The sequence below is a fragment of the Amycolatopsis sp. Poz14 genome (assembly GCF_006704225.1).
Lineage (GTDB): Bacteria > Actinomycetota > Actinomycetes > Mycobacteriales > Pseudonocardiaceae > Amycolatopsis > Amycolatopsis nivea.
This window is the reverse complement of sequence record NZ_JACLHD010000002.1, coordinates 372,356-393,052: the sequence shown is the minus strand read 5'-3', so window position 1 is coordinate 393,052 and position 20,697 is coordinate 372,356. Positions and strand designations below refer to the sequence as shown.

The 20,697-nt window shown below is 67.7% G+C and carries 21 protein-coding genes; 11 read left to right on the top strand and 10 right to left on the bottom strand.

The features are described from left to right. Positions 1–40 precede the first annotated feature (40 nt). The 4 genes from FKO37_RS45590 to FKO37_RS45575 all read right to left on the bottom strand — a co-directional run bounded on the left by FKO37_RS45590 (position 41) and on the right by FKO37_RS45575 (position 4,078). Positions 41–907 (bottom strand): aldehyde dehydrogenase family protein, encoded by an 867-nt coding sequence (locus FKO37_RS45590; RefSeq protein ID WP_037816106.1) that lies wholly within the window; start codon positions 905–907, stop codon positions 41–43. Beyond that, positions 900–2,333 carry an aldehyde dehydrogenase family protein gene (locus tag FKO37_RS45585; protein ID WP_037816105.1) on the bottom strand — a complete coding sequence of 478 codons (1,434 nt, stop codon included), beginning with the start codon at positions 2,331–2,333 and terminating at the stop codon, positions 900–902. The genes FKO37_RS45590 and FKO37_RS45585 overlap by 8 nt, the downstream gene beginning before the upstream one ends. 1 nt (position 2,334) lies before the next feature. Then, a complete protein-coding gene (gene deoC / locus FKO37_RS45580; RefSeq protein WP_037816104.1) occupies positions 2,335–3,309 on the bottom strand; it encodes a deoxyribose-phosphate aldolase in 975 nt (324 codons plus the stop codon). 136 nt (positions 3,310–3,445) lie between these two features. Beyond that, the gene (locus FKO37_RS45575) at positions 3,446–4,078 is read right to left on the bottom strand and encodes a DUF1707 domain-containing protein (protein WP_051172616.1); all 633 of its coding nucleotides are present in this window, start codon (positions 4,076–4,078) and stop codon (positions 3,446–3,448) included. A gap of 105 nt (positions 4,079–4,183) precedes the next feature. Between FKO37_RS45575 and FKO37_RS45570 the strand changes: the two genes are divergently transcribed. Next, positions 4,184–4,627 (top strand): protein tyrosine phosphatase, encoded by a 444-nt coding sequence (locus FKO37_RS45570; RefSeq protein ID WP_238608580.1) that lies wholly within the window; start codon positions 4,184–4,186, stop codon positions 4,625–4,627. 445 nt (positions 4,628–5,072) lie between these two features. On the opposite strand, the gene FKO37_RS45565 is transcribed toward FKO37_RS45570, so the two are convergent. Beyond that, positions 5,073–5,906: a transposase family protein gene (locus tag FKO37_RS45565; protein WP_238603485.1), complete on the bottom strand. Its 834-nt coding sequence runs from the start codon at positions 5,904–5,906 to the stop codon at positions 5,073–5,075. Positions 5,907–6,404: 498 nt separating this feature from the next. On the opposite strand from FKO37_RS45565, the gene upp reads away from it, so the two are divergent. After that, positions 6,405–7,028, top strand: a complete 624-nt coding sequence (gene upp, locus FKO37_RS45560) for a uracil phosphoribosyltransferase (RefSeq protein WP_037816101.1) — start codon at positions 6,405–6,407, stop codon at positions 7,026–7,028. Here the strand turns inward: upp and FKO37_RS45555 are convergent. Then, on the bottom strand, positions 7,021–7,611 hold the full coding sequence (locus FKO37_RS45555; RefSeq protein WP_043831805.1) for a TetR/AcrR family transcriptional regulator: 591 nt from the start codon (positions 7,609–7,611) through the stop codon (positions 7,021–7,023). The genes upp and FKO37_RS45555 overlap by 8 nt on opposite strands. Before the next feature lie 95 nt (positions 7,612–7,706). Here FKO37_RS45555 and FKO37_RS45550 point away from each other — a divergent pair, with 95 nt between their 5' ends. From FKO37_RS45550 to FKO37_RS45515, 8 genes are all read left to right on the top strand, one after another. Continuing rightward, the gene (locus FKO37_RS45550; protein ID WP_009072633.1) at positions 7,707–8,108 is read left to right on the top strand and encodes a MerR family transcriptional regulator; all 402 of its coding nucleotides are present in this window, start codon (positions 7,707–7,709) and stop codon (positions 8,106–8,108) included. Then, positions 8,105–9,085 (top strand): aldo/keto reductase, encoded by a 981-nt coding sequence (locus tag FKO37_RS45545; RefSeq protein WP_037816099.1) that lies wholly within the window; start codon positions 8,105–8,107, stop codon positions 9,083–9,085. The genes FKO37_RS45550 and FKO37_RS45545 overlap by 4 nt, the downstream gene beginning before the upstream one ends. A gap of 133 nt (positions 9,086–9,218) precedes the next feature. Next, a complete protein-coding gene (locus tag FKO37_RS45540) occupies positions 9,219–10,763 on the top strand; it encodes an NAD(P)-binding domain-containing protein (RefSeq protein WP_238608579.1) in 1,545 nt (514 codons plus the stop codon). Position 10,764: 1 nt separating this feature from the next. Then, a complete protein-coding gene (locus tag FKO37_RS45535; RefSeq protein WP_238608578.1) occupies positions 10,765–11,790 on the top strand; it encodes an alpha-hydroxy acid oxidase in 1,026 nt (341 codons plus the stop codon). Next, complete coding sequence (locus tag FKO37_RS45530; RefSeq protein WP_238608577.1) at positions 11,787–13,109, top strand: cytochrome P450; 1,323 nt, start codon at positions 11,787–11,789, stop codon at positions 13,107–13,109. The genes FKO37_RS45535 and FKO37_RS45530 overlap by 4 nt, the downstream gene beginning before the upstream one ends. Beyond that, positions 13,106–14,377, top strand: coding sequence for a cation:proton antiporter (locus FKO37_RS45525; protein ID WP_134667548.1), 1,272 nt, complete (start codon positions 13,106–13,108; stop codon positions 14,375–14,377). Before FKO37_RS45530 ends, FKO37_RS45525 begins: the two co-directional genes overlap by 4 nt. A gap of 92 nt (positions 14,378–14,469) precedes the next feature. Beyond that, positions 14,470–15,117 (top strand): response regulator transcription factor, encoded by a 648-nt coding sequence (locus FKO37_RS45520; RefSeq protein WP_037816092.1) that lies wholly within the window; start codon positions 14,470–14,472, stop codon positions 15,115–15,117. Further along, positions 15,114–16,295 carry a HAMP domain-containing sensor histidine kinase gene (locus tag FKO37_RS45515; RefSeq protein WP_134732538.1) on the top strand — a complete coding sequence of 394 codons (1,182 nt, stop codon included), beginning with the start codon at positions 15,114–15,116 and terminating at the stop codon, positions 16,293–16,295. Before FKO37_RS45520 ends, FKO37_RS45515 begins: the two co-directional genes overlap by 4 nt. Here FKO37_RS45515 and FKO37_RS45510 read toward each other — a convergent pair. Both FKO37_RS45510 and FKO37_RS45505 read right to left on the bottom strand, forming a co-directional pair. Then, the gene (locus FKO37_RS45510) at positions 16,270–16,962 is read right to left on the bottom strand and encodes a YitT family protein (protein WP_037816090.1); all 693 of its coding nucleotides are present in this window, start codon (positions 16,960–16,962) and stop codon (positions 16,270–16,272) included. The genes FKO37_RS45515 and FKO37_RS45510 overlap by 26 nt on opposite strands. A 23-nt stretch (positions 16,963–16,985) precedes the next feature. Further along, entirely contained in the window at positions 16,986–18,743 is a 1,758-nt protein-coding gene (locus FKO37_RS45505; RefSeq protein ID WP_238608576.1) for an adenine deaminase C-terminal domain-containing protein, read from the bottom strand. 117 nt (positions 18,744–18,860) lie between these two features. Between FKO37_RS45505 and FKO37_RS45500 the strand changes: the two genes are divergently transcribed. Next, positions 18,861–19,769 (top strand): LysR family transcriptional regulator, encoded by a 909-nt coding sequence (locus FKO37_RS45500; protein ID WP_134732544.1) that lies wholly within the window; start codon positions 18,861–18,863, stop codon positions 19,767–19,769. A 4-nt stretch (positions 19,770–19,773) separates the two neighbouring features. On the opposite strand, the gene FKO37_RS45495 is transcribed toward FKO37_RS45500, so the two are convergent. Then, the gene (locus FKO37_RS45495) at positions 19,774–20,127 is read right to left on the bottom strand and encodes a hypothetical protein (protein ID WP_037816086.1); all 354 of its coding nucleotides are present in this window, start codon (positions 20,125–20,127) and stop codon (positions 19,774–19,776) included. Between the two features lie 40 nt (positions 20,128–20,167). Next, the gene (locus tag FKO37_RS45490) at positions 20,168–20,608 is read right to left on the bottom strand and encodes a hypothetical protein (protein WP_037816085.1); all 441 of its coding nucleotides are present in this window, start codon (positions 20,606–20,608) and stop codon (positions 20,168–20,170) included. Positions 20,609–20,697 lie beyond the last annotated feature (89 nt).

Genomic DNA, 20,697 nt, shown 5'->3' with positions numbered 1-20,697 from the left:
TCCGGGGTAACCGGAACGGCGGTCTGGGTGAACTCGAACGTCAGACGCCCATGGGGTGCCAGACGGTTTTCGCTTCCAGGTACCGACGCAGGCGGGACAGGTCGGGTTCGGCTGTCCAGTCTGGTTCGGCGTCGGGGACGGACAGGACGCGTTTCACCGTTCCGGCGGCTTCCTGGGCCAGGGTGACGCGGTCTTCGGGGGTGGCGCCGGTCGGGTCGAGGGCGTTGACGTCTCCGTGCGAGGCCAGCCAGGGGCCCAGTTCCGCGGCGTGGCCGGTGAGGATGTTCGCGACGCCGCCGGGGACGTCGGAGGTGGCCAGGACCTCGGACAGGGTGATGGCAGGCAGGGGGCGGTCCGCGCTGGAGACTAGGACTGCTGTCGAGCCGGTCGCCAGGACGGGGGCCAGGACGGTCACCAGACCCAGCAGGCTCGACTCTTGCGGCGCGAGGACGCCCACGACCCCGGTGGGTTCGGGCGTGGTGAAGGAGAAGTACGGCCCGGCGACCGGGTTGGCGGCGCCAAGGACCGAGGCGATCTTGTCGGTCCAGCCCGCGTACCAGACCCAGCGGTCGATGGCGGCGTCCACATGGGACTCGGCCTTTTTCGCGGCGACGCCCTCACAAGCGGCTACCTCGGCGGCGAACTGGGCGCGGCGGCCCTCCATCACCTCGGCGACGCGGTAGAGCACCTGGCCGCGGTTGTATGCAGTTGCCGACGACCAACCGGGAAACGCCTTGCGGGCGGCGGACACCGCGTCGCGCAGGTCTTTGCGGGACGCGTGGGCCGCGTTGGCCAGGAAGGCGCCCTTGGCGTCGGTGACGGGGTAGACCCGGCCCGATTCCGAGCGCGGGAATTTGCCGCCGAGGTAAAGCTTGTAGGTTTTGGCGACGGAAATCCGGTCAGACATTGAGGTAGGCCTCCAAACCGGTGCGTCCGCCCTCGCGGCCGAAACCGGACTCCTGGTAGCCGCCGAACGGGGCGGCGGGGTCGAAGCGGTTGAACGTGTTGGCCCAGACAACGCCTGCCCGGAGCTGGTTCGCCATCCACAGAATGCGCGAACCTTTCTCGGTCCAGATGCCCGCGGACAAGCCGTACGGCGTGTTGTTCGCCTTCGCCACGGCCTCTTCCGGGGTGCGGAAGGTGAGAACCGACAGCACCGGGCCGAAGATCTCTTCGCGGGCGATCCGCATCGACTGGTGGACCTCGGAGAACACCGTCGGCGCGAAGAAGAATCCGCGGTCCGGCACCGGGCACGGGCTGGTCCAGCGCTGCGCGCCTTCCGCGTCGCCGGATTCGACGAGGCCGCGGATCTTCGCCAGCTGCTCGGCCGAGTTGATCGCGCCGAGGTCGGTGTTCTTGTCCAGCGGGTCGCCCAGCCGCAGCGTCGAGACGCGGTACCGGAGCTTCTCCAGCACCTCCTCGGCCACCGATTCCTGCACCAGCAGCCGCGAACCCGCGCAGCAGACGTGTCCCTGGTTGAAGAAGATCCCGTTGACGATCCCCTCCACCGCCTGGTCCAGCGGGGCGTCGTCGAACACGACGTTCGCCGCCTTGCCGCCGAGTTCCAGGGTCAGCTTCTTGCGGGTGCCCGCGACGGTGCGCTGGATCAGCTTGCCGACCTCGGTGGAGCCGGTGAACGCGATCTTGTCGACGTCCGGATGCTCCACAATGGACGCTCCGATGTCGCCTGCTCCCGGCAGGATGTTCACCACGCCCGGCGGCAGTTCGGCCTGCTGGCAGATCTCGGCGAACACCAGCGCGGTCAGCGGCGTGGTCTCGGCCGGCTTCAGCACGACGGTGTTCCCGGTGGCCAGCGCGGGCGCGATCTTCCACGCCAGCATCAGCAGCGGGAAGTTCCACGGGATCACCTGGCCCGCGACGCCGAGCGGCTTCGGGTCCGGGCCGTAGCCCGCGTAGCCGAGCTTGTCCGCCCAGCCCGCGTGGTAGAAGAAATGCGCGGCCGCGGTGGGCACGTCGGAATCGCGCGACTCCTTGATCGGCTTCCCGTTGTCCAGCGTCTCCAGCACCGCCAGCTCGCGCGAGCGTTCCTGGATCAGCCGCGCGATGCGGAACAGGTACTTCGCCCGCTCGGCGCCCGGCATTTTCGACCAGACCGACGTGTACGCCTTGCGCGCGGCCTTCACCGCGGTGTCCACATCGGACTCCGACGCGGTGCCGACCTCGGCGAGGATCTCCTCGGTGGCCGGGTTGACCGTCTTGAGCGGCTCGCCGGAACCGTCGACGAACTCGCCGTTGATGAACGGCTTGTACTGCTCTTTCAGATTGGCCAGAGCGCGAGATTCCGGCGCGGGCGCGTATTCGAAGATGCCCATGTCAGTCCACCGTCACGTAGTCAGGGCCGCTGTAGTGGCCGTCCACCTGGGTGCGCCGCTGCAGCAGCAGGTCGTTGAGCAGGCTCGACGCGCCGAACCGGAACAGTTCCGGCGTGAGCCACTGCTCGCCCGCGACCTCGTGCACGGCGACGAGGTACTTGATCGCGTCCTTCGTCGTCCGGATCCCGCCCGCGGGCTTGACGCCGCGCAGTTCGCCGGTGCGCTCGTGCCAGTCGTGCACCGCCTGCAGCATCACGTGCGTGACCGGCAGCGTCGCGGCGGGCGACACCTTGCCGGTGGACGTCTTGATGAAGTCCCCGCCCGCCAGCAGCGCGAGCCAGGACGCGCGGCGGACGTTGTCGTACGTCGCCAGCTCGCCCGTTTCGAGGATCACCTTGAGGTGCGCCGAGCCGCAGGCCGCTTTCACGGCGCGGATCTCGTCGAACACCTCCAGATAGCGGCCCTCGAGGAACGCGCCGCGGTCGATCACCATGTCGACCTCGTCCGCGCCCGCCTCGACCGCGAGCCGGGTGTCGGCCAGCTTCACCTCGCGGCTCGTGCGGCCCGCCGGGAAACCGGTGGCGACGCTCGCCACCCGCACGCCGCTGCCCGCGAGCGCTTCGACGGCCGTCTCCACCAGATCCGGATAAACGCACACGGCCGCGACGCGCGGGCAGTCCTGCCGCTCGGGGTCCGGCCGCATCGCCTTGGCGGCGAGGCCGCGGACCTTGCCGCGCGTGTCCGCTCCTTCGAGCGTGGTCAGGTCGACCATCGACACCGCGGTGTCGATCGCCCACCGCTTGGCTTCCTTCTTGATGCTCCGGGTCGCGAGCCCTGCCGCGCGCTGCTCGACGCCGACCTGGTCGACACCGGGCAGCCCGTGCAGGAACCGCCGCAGGCTCGCTTCGTCGCGAGTGACGTCCGTCAGCGGCGACGGGGTTTCCGGCGCCGCTGCCGGGCTGGTGGTAGCTGTCATACCGCTGAGTGTAGGTGCGCGACAGCAGGCGCCGGAGCGCTCACCGGAATCTGTGGACAGCTGGTCACAGGCTCGCGGTTGTCCACAGCCGCGTGGCGCGGGCGGCGGTTTTTGTCGGTGCTGTGTGCAGTCGGGTTCAGGATTCGATCTGCGGTGCGTTCAAGTCCTTGGCCGGCTTGCGGTACACGACGACGCCGCCCCAGAAGCCGAGGCCGTTGATCGTCACGGTCGGGGCGGTCGGCGGGGCAGGCGGCGCGCCGGACTTGTCCTCCAGCATGAACGCGCCCATGAAGCCGATGCCGGTGACGTTCACGTTGATGTCGTCCGGGACGGTGATCTCGATCCCGCCCATGATCGCGACCGCGGTGATCGTGCACGATTTCTCGGCGAACCGGGCGCTGCGCAGGTCGATTTCGGCACCGCCCCAGAAGGCGAAGGTCGTGTGCTGCTGCGGCAGGACCCAGCTGCCCTTGCGCACGGCCCCAGACATCACGCCGATCGACACGGCGGAACCGGGATGCCCGCCGACGCGGTTGTCCGGCAGCCCGAGCGCGCGCGAAGGGACGGGCTGCAGCGACGCCGACGCGGTGGGCGCGATCGCGGCGCTGCCCGGCAGGTCGGCGGTCACCGGCTTCAGGTCGGCGAACGTTTTCGCGGAGTAGACGCTGGAGAGCCGCTCTTCCAGTTCGTCGATGGTGATCCGGCCTTCGGACAGGGCCTGGTGCAGCACCTGCGCGACCTGCTCGCGATCGGCGTCCGACACGCGCATCTGGTCCGGGCCCGGCATGGCTGGATCTTCACTCACCTGGGAAAGCCTAGTCCTGTCGGGTCTGCGCCGGGTCCATCGAACGGTGGATAAGGGCATCATGGCGTGATGGATGCTGGGTTGACGGGGACTCTCGTGCTTCCGGACGGGGTTCGGTTGCGGGCGCGTGGGCTGGGGAAGTCGAAGCCGGAGGGAGCGGATCCGGAGTTCGGGTTGTATTTGGGGTCCCGGCGGATGCGGGCCAAGTACGACGCTTCGCTGAACTGGGAGCGGCGGTGGGTGTTGTGGCCGGACTTTTTGCTGCCGCGGGATCGGGAGGGGGCTCGGCGGGAGATCCTGGGGTTGCATGCCCGGGCGGTTGCCGGGGAGGCGGTCGAGGTGGCTTGTCTTGGCGGGGTTGGGCGGACTGGGACTGTGCTGGCTTGTTTGGTGACGTTGGGCGGGGTGGGGGCTGAGGAGGCGGTGGAGTGGGTTCGGCGGGAGCACCATCCGCGGGCGGTGGAGACGCCTTGGCAGCGGCGGTGGGTTGGGTGGTTTGCTGAGGCTCGGTAGTCGGGTGGGGCCTCGTCGCCTGGCGGCGACATTGGCCCGTCCTGGTTGCGTGGGGCACCCCGAAGCTTGATTGTGCTGACGGTTCGGGGGTGCTTGTCAAGGCGGGAAAGATGCCTTGACAAGCACCCCCGAACCGCAGATGCGCTTCGTATCGGGGTGCGGGGGAGGGCTGGGTGCCTCGCTCGTTGGGTGCATCGGCTGCGGGGCGGGGCCAGGTGCGTGGCTCGTTGGGTGCATCGGCTGCGGGGTGGGGCTGGGTGCCTGGCTCGTTGGGTGCATCGGCTGCGGGGAAGGGCCAGGTGCCTGGCTCGTTGGGTGCGTCGGTGCGGCTGGGGTCCTCGGTGCTGGGTGCACCGGCTGCGGTTTGGGTGGGGTTAGCGCCCCAATGGGGATTTTTCATCCTGGTTTGTGCTGGTCATGGTGGGTTGGCGGGGTGTGGTAGTTGTCAGGCCGGGGTGGGCTGGGCGGTGTCGCGGGTGTGTTGTTCGTGCTGGGTGAGGACGAGCAGGGCGCGGACGAGGGTGGTGGCGTGGCGTGGTGCGATGCGGAGTTTGTCGAGGACGCGCCAGGTTTTGAGGGCGGCGAAGCCGCCCTCGACCGCGCAGCGCATGGCGTTGAACACGGAGTTGGCGGTTTTCTGGGCGTGGGTGAGCGGCCGGTTCGTTTCGGCTTTGTAGGGGGTGAGCACGACCTGTTCGCACGGCCCGTCGCACTGGTCGCAGCGGCGGGTGTCGCGGACGTCTTTGCGCCAGCCCTGGTAGCCCTTGTCCGCGGCGGGGGTCAGGCCGCGGGCGTGGATGCGGTCGCGCAGCCGGTGGCGGCGGGCGGCGGTGATGTCGGCGGTCCTGCCCGGCAGCACGGCCGAGACCCACAGCAGCCGTCCGTGTTCGTCGGTGAGGCCTTGGACGTTGAGGCCGTGGTGTTTGTGCTTGCCGCTGTAATTGCGGCGATTGTCTGTGCCGGTGCGGCGGCGGGTGCGGATCAGGGTCCCGTCGGCCAGCACCACCGCCGCGCCGCGGGCGGCCAGCCGCCGCAGCACCCGGTCCAGCCGCGGCGCCCGGGCCGCGAGCAGGTCGATGGCTTCCAGCAGCCAGCGGCGGATCGTGGCGGCCGACACCGCGTTGGCGCGGGACAGGTCCAGCAGCCGCTGGTCGTGGCGCAGCATCGCCAGCACCAGCACCGCCTGCTCGGCCGGGGACGCCTTGCGCCACCGCGACCCGATCGCCCGGCGGCGGCGGCCGATCAACCCGGCCAGCATCGCGATCGTGGGCGGCGACACCGGCAACACGCTGCGATACGAGGCCAGAACCTGCTGTGAGACAGTGGGACCGGAGCCCCCGGACGTTTTTTCTTGAGTCACGACTTGATCAACATCCGGGGGCTCCGCCACGTTCCGGCCACGGGCAGGCAACCGGCAGGCCCGTTGCCGCACAACCACTCCCGCCACCGTCAACCCCGCCTGACCAGCACCAACAGGATGAAAAACCCCCAATGTGGCATTGGGTGCATCTGACGCACCGAACGCCACATTGGGTGCATCCGACGCACCCAATGCCACATTGGGGAAGCATCCCTGTGGCTGGGTTGGCGGGGCGGCCGTGAAGGGCTCCTTGAGGGAATCTGGGTCCGTGAAGGGCCCCTCACCTCTGGAGCATGGTCGTGAGGGGAACCCTGCGGGAATCAGGGGATGTGAGGGTGGCCCTCACGACGTAATGGGGCACACGAAGGTGCGGGGGAAAGAGTGGCGGGTCCGAAACGGGCGGCTAAGTTGTGCGCTATGGATGTGCAGGTAGTCGATCACCCGCTGGCCAAGGCTCGTCTCTCGACCATGCGGGACGCTCGGACTGACAGTGCTGCGTTCCGGGCCGCGCTGCATGAGTTGACTGTCATGCTCGTCTATGAAGCCATGCGGGACGCGCCGGTGCGTACTGAGCGCATTCATACTCCGGTCGCGCGCACTGACGCGTATCGGCTTGCCAGTCCGCCATTGCTGGTGCCCGTGTTGCGGGCGGGGCTTGGCATGGCTGATCAGGCGCACAAGCTGATCCCGGACGCGCAGATGGGGTTCGTCGGGCTCGCTCGTGACGAGGAGACGCTCAAGCCGACCCCGTATCTCGAGTCGTTGCCCGAGTCGCTCTCGGATCGGCCGGTGTTGGTGCTTGATCCGATGCTCGCGACCGGTGGCTCGATGGAGTACACGATTCGTCTGCTGACCGATCGTGGTGCTACTGACGTCACCGCCATCTGTGCGCTTGCCGCGCCGGAAGGGCTGGCGCATCTGGAGCAGACTGGGTTGCCGCTTCGGGTGGTCACGTCGAGCATTGACGAGCGGCTCAACGATTCCGGGTTCATCGTGCCGGGGCTCGGCGATGCGGGGGACCGGCAGTACGGGGCTAGGTAAGCCAGCCGGAAGCGTTGGCGTGCAAGGCTTTCTCGTACGCGTCGGAAACGCTGAAGCCGTCCGGGAGGCGGCCGGACAGTTCCAACGACACCAGGCCGTGCACGAAACCCCACAGGCTGACGGTGATCAGTTCCGGCGCGACGTCCTGGAACTGGCCGGACGACACCGCGGCGCGGACGACACCCATCAGCGGGGCGAGGGTGGCTTGGGCGACCTCGTCTGCCTCGGCGTTGGGTTCGAAGCCCGGCACGGAGCGGCTGAACATGATCGCGTACAGGTGCGGGTCGGCTAGGGCGCTTTCGCGGTAAGCGATGCCCAGCCGCACGAGGTCGGCTACTGCGTCGCCGGACAGGGGGACCTTCGCCAGGCGGGCGCCGAAGCGGCGGAAGCCCTCGACGTACAGCGCGTTCACCAGGTCCGGTTTGCTGCCGAACAGCGAGTACACCGCGGTGGTCGACGTGCCGGAGTCGGCGGCCAGTTTGCGCAGCGACAGGGCCTTGGGGCCGTCCGCGGAGATCAGTTCGCCTGCCCGGTCCAGGAGCTTCAGCCGGAGGGTTTCGTCATGGGTACGGGGGCGAGGCATGTACCCAGCGTAACGCAACAACGTTATAAAACGCGACCGTGACCGTCGTTTTAAGATTTGACCTGGAGTGCACTCCAGGTCGTACTGTCGAGCGCATGAGCTACTCGATAGCGGAAGCCGCACGACGTAGCGGCCTGTCGATCGACACCCTCAGGTACTACGAACGGATCAAGCTTCTCGAACCGCCCGCACGAGACTCGGCGGGGCGGCGCGCCTACTCCGACGAGGACCTGAACTGGCTCGGCTTCCTCACGAAGCTGCGGCTCACCGGGATGCCGATCAAGAGCATGCGCGAGTACGCCTCGCTGCGCAGGCACGGGGTGGCCAGCGCGGGACGGCGCAAGGCGATCCTCGTGGAGCAGCGGCAGTCGGTCGCCGACCGGATCGCCGAACTGCAGGGTTGTCTCGACATTCTGGACTACAAGATCGCCAACTACGAGCAGATCGAGCGCAAGGCCTTCGGCGTCGCGCCCGAGATGGAGGGAATTTCCGCGTGATCGGTACGAGGAAGCTCGGCGCACTGGAGGTCGGGGCACAGGGGCTCGGCTGCATGGGGATGAGCTCGGCCTACGGCGTGCGCGACAACGACGGCGAGTCCGTCGCCACCGTGCACCGGGCGCTGGAACTGGGGGTGACCCTGCTCGACACGGCCAACGTGTACGGCGCGGGGGAGAACGAGAAGCTCGTCGGCAAGGCGATCGCGGACCGTCGCGACCAGGTGGTTCTCGCGACGAAGTTCGGCATCGTGCACACCGATCAGGGCATGACCGCGCGCGGTGACGCCGCGTACGTGAAGCAGTGCTGCGACGAATCGCTGCAGCGGCTCGGGGTCGACCACATCGACCTCTACTACCAGCATCGCGTCGACCCGAACGTCCCGATCGAGGAGACCTGGGGCGCGCTCGCCGAGCTGGTCCAGGCCGGGAAGATCCGTTTCGCCGGGATCTCCGAGGCGGGTGCGGACACGATCCGCCGGGCGCACGCGGTGCATCCGGTCACCGCGCTGCAGAGCGAGTGGTCGCTGTGGACGCGTGGCATCGAGGACGAAATTCTCGGCACCTGCCGGGAGCTGGGGATCGGAATCGTGCCGTTCTCGCCGCTGGGGCGCGGGTTCCTGACCGGTGCCGTCACCTCGGTGCAGGAGCTGCCCGAGGGCGACATGCGGCGCGGCCTGCCGCGGTTCGCCGAGGACAACTTCGCGCGCAACATGGCGATTGTCGAGGCGCTGCGCGCGCTGGCCGCGGACAAGGGGGTCACCGCGGGGCAGCTGGCGCTCGCCTGGGTGCAGGCCAAGGGCTCCGACGTCGTGCCGATCCCGGGCACGAAGCGGCGGAAGTACCTGGAAGAGAACGTCGGCGCGGCCGAGCTGGAACTGTCCGAAGAGGACATCGCGGCCATCGAGAAGGCCGCTCCGCTCGAGGCGGTCGCCGGTGCGCGGTACCCGGAGGCGCTCGCGCGCGTCACCGGCAAGTAGCGGCTGAAGCCGGTGCCCCGCGACGGAAGCGGGGCACCGGTGTCCCGAAGACCGGGTACGTTCTGAGGGATTTCTGAGATCTTCCGACCACTCTGATCGCCGTCAGATCAAGGCGACGCGGGAGGTCGGTTTCATGGCGGACGTGCTGGACTACCTGGTGGTCGGAGCCGGGCCGGCGGGATTGCAGCTCGGGCGGCAGCTGGGCGGGGCCGGGCGCAGCTACCTGGTCCTGGAGCGCGGGTCCGTGCCCGCCGCGTTCTTCACGCGCTTTCCCCGGCACCGCACGCTCATCTCGGTCAACAAGAAGTACACCGGATGGACCGACCCCGAGCTGAACCTCCGGGTCGACTGGAATTCGCTGCTCGACGACGGGCCGGACCCGCTCGTCTTCACCGACTACAGCGCGGAGATGTTCCCGCCCGCGGAAGCGTTCCTGCGCTACACCGCCGATTACGCGGCGAAACACGACGTCAAAATCCGGTACGACACCGAGGTTACGCGAATTTCGCGCGCGGACGACGTCTTCACGGTCACCGCCGCGGACGGGGAAACGTTCAGTGCGCGCCGGCTGATCATGGCGACCGGCGTGACCAAGCCGTATGTCCCGGACGTGCCGGGCATGGAACTGGTCGACCAGTACGCCGATTACGACATCGAGCCGGAGCAGTTCATCAACCAGCGCGTTCTCGTGCTGGGCAAGGGAAACTCCGCTTTCGAGACGGCTGACAGCATCAATGCCTACGCCGCGGTGCTGCACGTCGCGGGGCCGCGACCGGTCAAACTCGCCTGGCGCACGCACTTCGTCGGGCATCTCCGCGCGTACAACGCGGGCGTGCTCGACATGTACCAGCTGAAACTGCAGCACGCGATTCTCGACGGCGACGTCCGCGAGATCACCAAGGACGACGACGGCTACCACGTCAAGTTCGCCTTCGCCCGCGCCAATGAACTGGTGAAGGAGATCCGTTACGACCGGGTCATCGCGGCCACCGGATTCCGTTTCGACGCCTCGATGTTCGACGAGGACTGCCGTCCGGAGATGACGATCAACAACCGGTTCCCGGCGCAGACGTCGTCGTGGGAATCGGTGAACGTGCCGGGACTCTACTTCGCCGGGACGATCACCCAGGTGCGCGATTTCAAGAAAGCCACCAGCGCGTTCATCCACGGCTACCGTTACGGCGTCCGCGCGCTTTCCAAGGTGCTTGACGAGCGTTACCACGACACCGAATGGCCGAACACGGTGGTGGCCAACAAGACCAGCGAACTGGTCGACGCCGTCATCCGCCGGATCAACCGCACTTCCGCGCTGTACCAGCAGTTCGGCTTCCTCGCCGACGTCCTCGTGGTCGACGGCGACCGAGCCAGGTATTACGAGGAAGTCCCGGTCGACCGGTTCAAGGACACCCCGCTGGGCGAGAGCGCCGACGCGTTTGTGATCACTCTCGACTACGGGCCGGACCACGACAAGATCGACCCGTTCGATTTCGCTGTCACCCGCGCGAGCCAGGACGTCGCGAACGATTCCGGCGAAGGACATTACCTGCACCCGATCGTCCGGCATTACCAGGGCGGCGAATTGGTCGCGACCCACCACGTCACCGAGAACCTCGAAAACGAGTGGAACCGCCCGGTGCACGTGGACGCGTTGGCGGCCTTCTTCACCAAGCAGCTCTGACATGCGCACGATCGCGGAGCTGGAAGCCATCGCGCGGGAACGGATGGAACCAGCGCACTACGACTATTACGCCGGTGGCGCGGGGCGAGAAGACACGTTGTGCGCCAACGAAGAGGAATTCCGCCGCCGCGTCCTTGTGCCGCGGGCGCTGCGCGGAGTCGGTAAACGTGACCTGTCGGTGGAAATCGCCGGATCACCGTTGTCGATGCCGATTTTGGTGTGCCCGACGGCTTTCCACCGGCTCGCGCATTCGGACGGAGAACTCGCGACCGCGCAAGCAACCGCGGAAGCGGGCACCGTCTTTGTGTGCAGTATGGCCTCGACGACGGCGGTCGAGGACGTCGCCAAGGTCGCGGATGTGCTGTGGTTCCAGCTGTATGTGCAGTCAGACCGGGAGTTCACCGAAGCGGTCATCAGCCGGGCAGAGAACGCGGGCGCGCGGGCATTGGTGATAACGGTCGATTCCGCGGTGCGCGGACGGCGAGAACGCGAATTTCGCCACTCGTTCCACGATCTCCCTCCGGGGATGGCCGCCGAGAACATGCGCGACAGCACCGGTCGCGTGCGGAATATCGAGATGCCCGTCGATCTGACCTGGGAAGACCTGGGCTGGCTGCGCGCGGCCACGAAAATGCCGTTGCTGCTCAAAGGCGTGCTGCATCCAGACGACGCCCGACGCGCGGTGGCGGCTGGCATCGACGGGATTTTCGTGTCCAACCACGGCGGCCGACAGCTCGACGGCGCAATTTCGAGCCTGGCCGCGCTGCCGGAAATCGTGTCCGCTGTGGACGGTCAAGTGCCAGTGCTTCTCGACGGCGGCGTGCGAAGCGGCGCGGATGTGGTCAAGGCGCTCGCTCTCGGCGCGGACGCGGTCGGCGTCGGCAGGCCGGTGCTGTGGGGGCTCGCCGCGGCGGGACAGGAAGGGGTCGCCGAAGTGCTGGAACGGCTGCGCGAGGAAACGGACACCGCGCTCGGCCTCTGCGGGGAGCGCACCCCCGGCGAGCTGACCGCGGACCTGGTCCGATGAAGCGGCTCGTGGTCGCCGGGGCGGCCGGGCTGATCGCGACCTCGCCGAAGTGGCTGCCCGGCCGGGTGGTCGCGCTGCGGAACCGGATTTTCGCGCTGGTCAACGGGGATGAGGGCTACCCGGTTCCGGTCGAGGACTTCCGCCGGGTGTACGCCGATCCGGCCGCCGACGGGCGCAGTGAGGGCGCCGCGCTGTCCGACCTGTTCTGGTACTGGCTCGCGCCCGGACCCCAGGTGCACCAGGAACATCTGGAGCCAGGCCCGCGCTACGACGAGGTCGCCAAAACGACCCGGAGCATCCTGGTCAAGTCGAAGGCCGAATCGCAGGCGCTGACCGAGCGGGTCGCCGCGCGCGTGCTCGACCGGATCGAAATCGGGCCGGGACGGCTGCTCCGGCTGCGCGACGAGATGATGCCGGTCTGGGCCGAGCTGTACTACGAGCTGGTCTTCGGCGAACCGTGTCCGCCGGAGGCGCGGGACCTCATCGTCGGCCACGCCGACGACGTAGTGTCCGCGCTGAAGTGCGTGCGCCCGCGCAACATGCGCCGTCGCGCCCGCCTCACCGCGTACCTGCGCCGCCGCCTCGACGACGTACCGCATCCGCTGCCGTCCCGGCTCACCCGCGAGGAGCAGGTGTTCTACCTGCAAGGGACGTTCTTCAACACCGCGGTCGTGCAAATGTCCGAGGCGATGGCGCACCTGCTGATGGTGCTCGCCGAACATCCGCAGGTGCAGCGGAGGCTCGCGGAAAACCCGGATGACGACGAGTACTTCGACCGCGTGCTGGACGAATGCCTCCGCACGTACCCGCTGTTCGGCATCGCGCACCGGATCAGCACCGGCGACATCGAACTGGCCGACCGGACCATCGACGCCGGCACCGTGCTGCTGTTCAGCTATCCGGAATTCCACCACGCCGGACTGGACCGGGCCGACGAGTTCGACCCGGAGCGCTGGGCCGGTTGCCCCGCGCACCAGCAGAGAAATTTCTTGCCGTTCGGCGTCGCGCAGAACCGGCCGTGTCCCGCGCGCGGCCTCGCCCCGGTCACCATACGGGTGGTCACCAGGGAATTCCTGCGCCGATTCACTCTCGCCACGAGCGCCGCGCACACCCGGTCGATTCCCAATCGCGGACCGGTTTTCGTCACGCCGCGCGGATCGCGGAGAAATCCGCGGACCGCGCTGGCCTATCTGGCGGTGCGGGATCGCTGGGAAGACGTGTGGCGCAGCCTCGCGCAGTTGGTGTTCGGCACCTACATGGTGCTCGACGCGCGCCGGCTCCGGTTGTGCACCAAACACTTCCAGGGAGGAACCCGATGAGTGCCGTAGAAGCCGCACCCGCGTTTTTCCTGGCGGCCGTGGTGATTCTGGCTGCCTGCCGCGCGGTGAACGCGCTCGCCGTGCGGCTCGGGCAGCCGCCGGTGGTCGGCGAGATGGTCACCGGCGTGCTGCTGGGCCCGTCGCTGCTCGGGCTCCTGCTGCCGGGCGTGCAGGAATGGCTGTTCCCGGACTCGGTGCGGACGCTGCTGTACCTCGGCGGCCAGATCGGGCTGGTCATCTACATGTTCGGCGCGGGCTACGAATTCCGGCTGAGCGCGCTCAAGGAAGGCCGCCGAACCGTGGCGGCAGTGTCCGCGGCGGGCACGGTCGTGCCGCTCGCCCTCGGCGTCGGGGTGAGCGTGCTCGGCGCGAACTGGGCCGGGATCCTGAAACCGGGGGTGTCGCCGGTGGTTTCGGCGGCGTTCGTCGCGGTGGCGATCGCGATCACCGCGTTCCCGATGATGGCCCGGATCATCACCGAACGCGGCCTGGGCAGCACGAGGTTCGGTTCGCTGGCGCTGGCCTGCGGCGCTCTCGACGACGTCCTCGCCTGGATCCTGCTGGCCGTCGTGCTCGGCATGCACGCCGGTACGGCCGGTCCGATCGCGACGGCCATCGGCGGCGGAGTGCTGTTCGTGCTGCTGGTGTGGCTGGTGGTCCGCCGGATCGTGGTGAAGGTGATGGACAACCCGCGGGTGTCGGTGGACCAGCGGATGCTCGTGACCGCCATGTTCCTCTTCGCCGCCGCGTGGTTTACCGACGTCATCGGCCTGTACGCGGTGTTCGGCGCGTTCGTGCTCGGGCTGGTTTTCCCGCGCGGCGAGGCGGCCGACGCGGTGCTCGCGCGGATCATGCCGGTCGGCCGGGTCGTGTTCCTGCCGCTGTTCTTCACCTACTCCGGCCTGAACACGCGGTTCGCGCTGCTCGCCGACCCGAAGCTGCTGCTGTTCGCGCTGGTCTGCATCGCGGTCGCGGTGGTCGGCAAACTCGGCGCCTCGTGGGGCGCGGCACGGCTGACCGGCGAACCGCAACCGGTCGCGCTGCGGATCGGCGTGCTGGTGAACGCGCGCGGACTGATGCAATTGGTGGCATTGAACGTTGGGCTGTCCGCCGGAATCGTTTCGCCCGCGCTGTTCACCGTCCTGGTGCTCGTCGCGCTCGTCACCACGATCATGACCTCGCCGGTGCTCGGCTGGCTGGACAAACGCGACGCCCGCCGGTACGCGGACGGGGAAATGCCCGAATTTCTCCTGAGCGGGCGAAGCTGAGCGATTGCCTACGAAAGTCGAGGGTCGGATGGCCGGATCACTGCGAGTATGGACCTGTGCACGATGAGGCAGAGACCCCGGCGGCTTCCCGGGTGCTCCTGGTCGAGGACGATCGCGATCTCGCCGGGATGCTCGTCGAATTGCTCGCCGGAGAAGGTTACGAGACCGAAGTGGCCCACGACGGACAGCGCGGCCTGCACCTCGGGCTCACCGGAAGGCACGCGGTGGTGATTCTCGACCGGCGGCTGCCGGTGGTCGACGGCCTTTCGGTGCTGGCCCAGCTGCGCCGCAGGGCGGTGCCCGCGCGGGTGCTGGTGCTGTCCGCGCTGGGCGAGCTGGCCGACCGGGTGCACGGCCTCGACACCGGGGCCGACGACTACCTGGTGAAACCGTTCGAGACCGACGAACTCCTCGCCCGGGTGCGCGCGTTGTGCCGCCGCGACGCGGAGCACGCCGAGTCCCTCCCGCTCGGCGCGGCGGCGCTCGACCTCCAGCGGCACGAGGTCGTGCTGCCGCGCGGCGAGCGGGTGACACTGTCCGGACGCGAGTTCGAGCTGTTGCGCACGCTCGCCCAGCGGCCCAAGGCAATCCACCCGCGCGCGTCGCTGCGTGCGGGAGTGTTCACCGAGTCCGCTGCGGAGTCCATTGTGGACACCTATGTGTACTACCTGCGGCGGAAGCTGGGCCGCGGCGTGGTGAAGACCGTGCACGGCCTCGGCTACCAGATCGGGGCGGTGTGACCACCGTCGTCGCTCCGGAGGCGCGGGCGCTGCGGCGCGCGCGGCGGATCATCGCGGGCCAGATCGCCGTGGTGATCACGATCGTCGTGCTCGCCGCGGGCGCGATCGCGTACTGGGTGCTGCTGCGCGGGCAGGCCGCGGAGACCGAACGCCAGCTGGATTTCGCTTTGGGGCACGGGCTTTCCGCGACTCCGCCCGGATGCACCTACCTGGTGACGCCGCAGGGACACGCGCCTGCCGGGCGGCTGCCGTTCGCGCTCCCGCCGATTCCCGCGGTACCGAACGACGGCGACGTGGTGACCGAAGAACGCGTGCTCGACGGCGCGACGTACACCATCCGCACGGTCAACCGCGACGGCGAAGTCTGGCAGGCGTTCTTCAACGAGCATTACCTGATCTCGGACCGGGAACAGCTGCTGCTGGGACTCGGGGTGGCCGAGCTGGCGGTGCTGATCATCTCGGTGATCAGCGGATATCTGCTGGCCGGACGGGCGATCCGGCCGTTGGGCGAGGCGCTGCGCCGGCAACGGACGTTCGTCGCCGACGCGTCCCACGAGCTGCGGGCGCCGTTGACCCGCTTGCACACCCGCACGCAACTCCTGGCCCGGCGCGGCGGTGCGGGACCGGCCGAGCTGGAAACCCTGGTCTCAGGCACCCGGGAGCTGGGCGCGGTGGTCGACGATTTGCTGCTGTCCGCGCAGGCCTGTTCCGAGCGGCCGCATCTGGAGCCGGTGCAGCTGGCGGTGCTGGCGGAACAGGCCGTGGCGGCGGAATCGGTCCGCGCGAACGACCGGCAGGTGGACCTCCGGCTGAGCCGTTCACCCGGCCTGGAGGACGTGGTGCCGGGCGTACCGACCGCGTTGCGGCGAGTGCTGTCCGCCTTGCTGGACAACGCGATCGGGCACACGCCGCCGGGCGGGTCGATCGAGGTGATTCTCGCCAACCCGGATGCTCGGCACGTCGAACTGCGCGTGTGCGACACCGGGACGGGTTTCCCGCAGCACGAAGCGGAACGCCTTTTCGAGCGGTTCGCCCACGGCGCGCACGGCGAGGGTCGGCGCTTCGGACTGGGGCTGGCGTTGGTGCAGGAAGTCGTCGCGGGTCACGGCGGGACCATCGCTGCGTTCGGCAAGCCTGGGGTCGGCGCGACGTTCACGTTGCGCTTTCAACGGGCTTGAGCTTGCGGGACTGGAACTTCTTGTACAGGAAGAAATAGAGCTTGATGTACTGGCCGACCAGTACGGCGTTGATGATCGTGCCCTCGCGGATGAAATGCGGTCCGCCAAGGAAAATCAGCCCGATGCCTGCCGAAATCGCGAGCAGCGTGCAGTCGAAGACAGTCTTGATGTTTCCCCATTTGCGACCGGTCTTCTTCTGCAGGGTGTTGACGAACAGGTCGATCGGCATCAGCACCAGATTGGCGCGGATCATCAGGAAGAGCCCGAACGCCAGCATCGCGTCGGCGAGGAACAGCAGCGCGAGATTAGCCGCGTACGGGGCCAGGGAGATCCACTTCGTCGCCATCAGGTTGAAGTCGAGCAGCGCGGCCAGGATCAGTGCCGGTACCAGCGAGAACAGGTTCTGGAGTTTGAATGCCCTTGGCAGCACCAGGAAAGTCAGGATGAGCATGAGCACTTCGAGCATGAGATTGAACGTGCCCTGGCTGAGCGGCGGCAGCACGAGCGTCATCGTGCGGGTCAGGCTGCTTTGCGGGGAGATGCCGATCCCGGCCCGGATGGCCAGGCCGAGACCGAGCGTCAGCAGGTAGATGCCGGCGATGTAGGTGATCCAGCGCCGCACCACGTTTCCGTTGTCGATTACTCCCGCGTCTTTGTCGTAAGGCACGACCGTGACCTCCTCGTTGAGGGTTACTTCATGAATCCGAAACGGTCGAGCGAGATGAACAGGGTCAGGAGTTTGTTGACGACGGGCTCGCCTTCGTTGCGGTTGCCCAGTTTTTCGAGCGCGGTGTCGATTGAGCGGGTCGCGTCGACGAGTTCGGCGAGGTTCATGTCGGCCATCACGCCGTAGAATTCCAGTGGCAGACAGGCTTTTGTCTCACCGTCTTCGGTGACGATGCAGCCGCCGACCAGTGTGTCCAGTTGCTTGAGGTTGGCGCACATCTCCGTGCTCTCGCTGCCGACACTCACGAAGTACGCCGACGGGGCGGGCCAGAAGGTCGAAACCGCACCACGGTCGATCGAAACGCCCTTGAACAACCCGGTGACGATGTGCCGCTCTCCGTCGGGATAGCGCTGCACGACCGAAATCCGGTTGAGCCGCTCGCCTTCGTGCTCGGGCACGACCGCGCCGTCGCGGAACGGCACCCAGATCTCTTGGGCGAACTTGAGATGTCCGCGGCCGTAGACGTCGAAAAGCAGCACCTTCGCTTGGTCGCCTTCGGGGGAGACTTCGATCGGCGTCAGGTCGAGTTGCTCGGGAGTCAGATCGGCGAGACCCGGCTTCGGTTTCTTGGCCAGGCTGGAGTAATCGATGCCGACGCGGTTGAGCAGCTTGCGGTCGCGGGCCACCAACTCGCCGCCCTTGAACACGTACCGCGGATTGATCTTCGCAAGACTGTCCGTGAGGACGATGTCCGCGAAGCGGCCCGGGCTGAGCGAACCGAGGTCCCGGTCCTTGCGGAACGAACGGGCGGCATAGAGGGTGCCCATTTTGATCGCCTTGATCGGCGGCATGCCCATTTCGATCGCCAGCGAGATCACCCAGTCGATATGGCCCTGCCGCAGGACTCGGTCCACCGAGATGTTGTCGGCGCAGAGCTGGAAGTTCTCCGCGGGCCAGCGCCGTTTCACGATGGCACGCAACATAGTCCGGATGACCTCGGGACTTCCGACGCCGAACTTGATCTGCGTGTTAAGGCCGTAGCGGACGCTCTTTTCGATGTCGTCCTCGTTCCAGACGTCGTGGTTGTTGTCGACGCCGATCGCGGGCATGTAGTTCAGCAGCATGTCCGACAGTGCCGTGACGCCCCAATGGCAGTTCACGAATCCGGAATTCGCGCGGCCCAGCGCGGATTTGCGGAAGTCGTCGGCGTCCCCGGTCATGTAGGACAAGTGAGCGAGTTCGCCCAGTCCGATCACCGGATCCATCTTCAGCATGGCCTCGGTGACATCCGTCGAGGTCTTCTTCCCCGGCGCGAACGCGTAAAGCCGGTACGGGAGTTTTTCGTGGTCGGCAAACAAGGTTTGGACCGCTTCCACCGCCTCGTCCCCGGCCGCGCTGGCGAAATCCAGGGTTTCCCCGAAGACCGTGGTCGTTCCACTCGGGACGATTGCCTCCCCGAACGCCGCCGGATGCGCGAGCTGCGATTCGAAATGCAGATGCGCGTCGATCAACCCGGGGATCGCGTAAAGCCCCTCGCCGTCGAAAACCTCGCGCACCCGCACGATCGACTCGTCGGGGTTCAACGCGATGATCCGCTGCCGGTAAACGAGAAGCGTGCCGGGATAGACACTTTCCGTGTGCACGTCGACGATGTTGAGATTGCGCAGCAGCAGGTCCGCTTCGCGCTCGCCGGCGAGAATGTCGAAGATCGTCCGCACGTGCTCTTCTTGTGCGGCAACGTCTTCCGCCGCGTGCAGGGGATAAGTCGGCGATTCCGGCACGGTGTCCTCACTTCGGTGTCGTTGGTGCACTGATAGAACCCGGCGGACACCGTTGCTGACAAGCATTCATTTTCGTACGACGTGTACTCTTTTTTCGTACGCTTAGGAGGTCCGCCCGTGCTCCACTCCCGGTTGCTGCAGTACATCGACGAAGTGGCACGCCTCGGATCCATCCGCGCGGCCGGTGCCCGGCTGCACGTCGCGCCGTCCGCGATCAACCGGCAGATCCTGCTCCTGGAAGCGGAACTCGGCCAGCCGCTGTTCGACCGCCTGCCGCGCGGAATGCGTCCGACGCCAGCCGGGGAAGCGCTTCTCGCGCACGTCCGGCGCACCCTGCAGCAGTACCGCGAGACCGTCGCGGACATCCGCGACCTGCACGCCCTCGGCAGCGGCGAGGTCGTGATCGCCACGATGACCGGCCTGGCCAGCAGCGTCGTCGCCACCGCCGCGGCGGCGTTCCGGGTCCGGCACCCGCGAGTCCGGATCTCGATCCGCACGATGACGACGCAGGACATCCTGCGCGCGGTCGAGGCCAGCGAAGCCGACCTCGGACTCGGCTTCAACGTCCCGCCGTCCGCGCACCTCGAAGTCTGCTGGCAAATGAACACCCGGCTCGGCGTGGTCGTCGCTCCGCACCATCCGCTCGCCGGCGCGGACCCGATCCCGCTCGCGCAATGCCCGCCCTATCCGCTGATCTTCGCCGACCGGTCGATGGTCATCCACGGCATCGTCGCGGAAGCCTTCGCCAAGGCCGGTCTCGACATCGAACCGGCTTTCCACACGAACTCGATCGAGACGATGAAGCGACTCGCCGCGTCCGGTGACGCCATCGCGTTCCTGAGCGAATTCGACATCGCCGAGGAAATCCGCGACGGCCGCCTCGTCTTCCGCCCGGTGCGCGATGCGTTCAGCAACAACGTGGTTTCGTTGGTACGGCGGGAAAAGCACGGCCATGGGCTGGCGAGTCTTTTGCTGGCGGAGGACATCGTGGGTGCGCTGACCCACGCGCAGACTCCGCGTCCGTAACCGCTCAATCGGTGAGCGAGTCCGTCGGCAACAACGCCCGCAGCCGCCGGGTCGTCGCCTCGTACTCCACATACGCGCGCGAATTCTCCGGCCCACCGGCGGCCATCAGCTCGTCGTGCGCGATCGCCTGCTCCGCGATCACCGAAGCGAGCAACACGAGAAACCGCGCCGAACGCTCCGAGCGGACCGCCATCTCGGCGGAACCGGGAAGGCCTCGCTCGGCGAAGCCCTCGAACACGGCGGTGTTCTCGCGCTGCTTCTCCGCCAGCAACCGGCAGGTCGCCGATTGCTGGCGGAGTTGGTCGGCATAAGCCACCTGCGGCGAAGCGGCATCCCCGGGCTGGCTCACGCCCGACATGATGCCCGTTCTCCGCCGCGGACACCTACTGGATCGGTTCCTAGAGCACGACGACCGTGAACACCGCCGACACCGCCGCGGTGAACAGCGTGGATTCGGGATGGAAGACCCGCAGCGTCAAGCTCCCGGAGACGTTCAGCCGGATCCCGAGGTCGAAGTCGTGGTCCGGCGAGCACGAGGCGGCGGCGAGGTTCACCCACGCTCCGGCCTGGGTTTGCTGCTGGAGGTACAAGATCCCGTCGTCGTCGGCGCGGCCCGCGGGGCCGGTCGCGAAGTGTCCGTGGATCCGGATCTGCTCTCCCTTGTGCACCTTGGCCTTGACCGGTGCGGCCTTGATGTGCACCGGCTTCTTCTTCGCCAGTTGGTGCGCGGCGGGCACTGCGGCCTGCGCGGGCAGGGCGGTCGAGCACAGACCGGCGAGGGCGAGGGACAGGGCGAGACCGGCCCATCGGGCGCGGCGCCGCATCGAGGTCGTAGTCATGCCGTTCAGCGCAGTCCACCGTCGTCCGCTCCGCCGCTCGATTCCCTCGACCGTCGGGTGACAGCCACCGGCAAGGGGGACACGCAAGT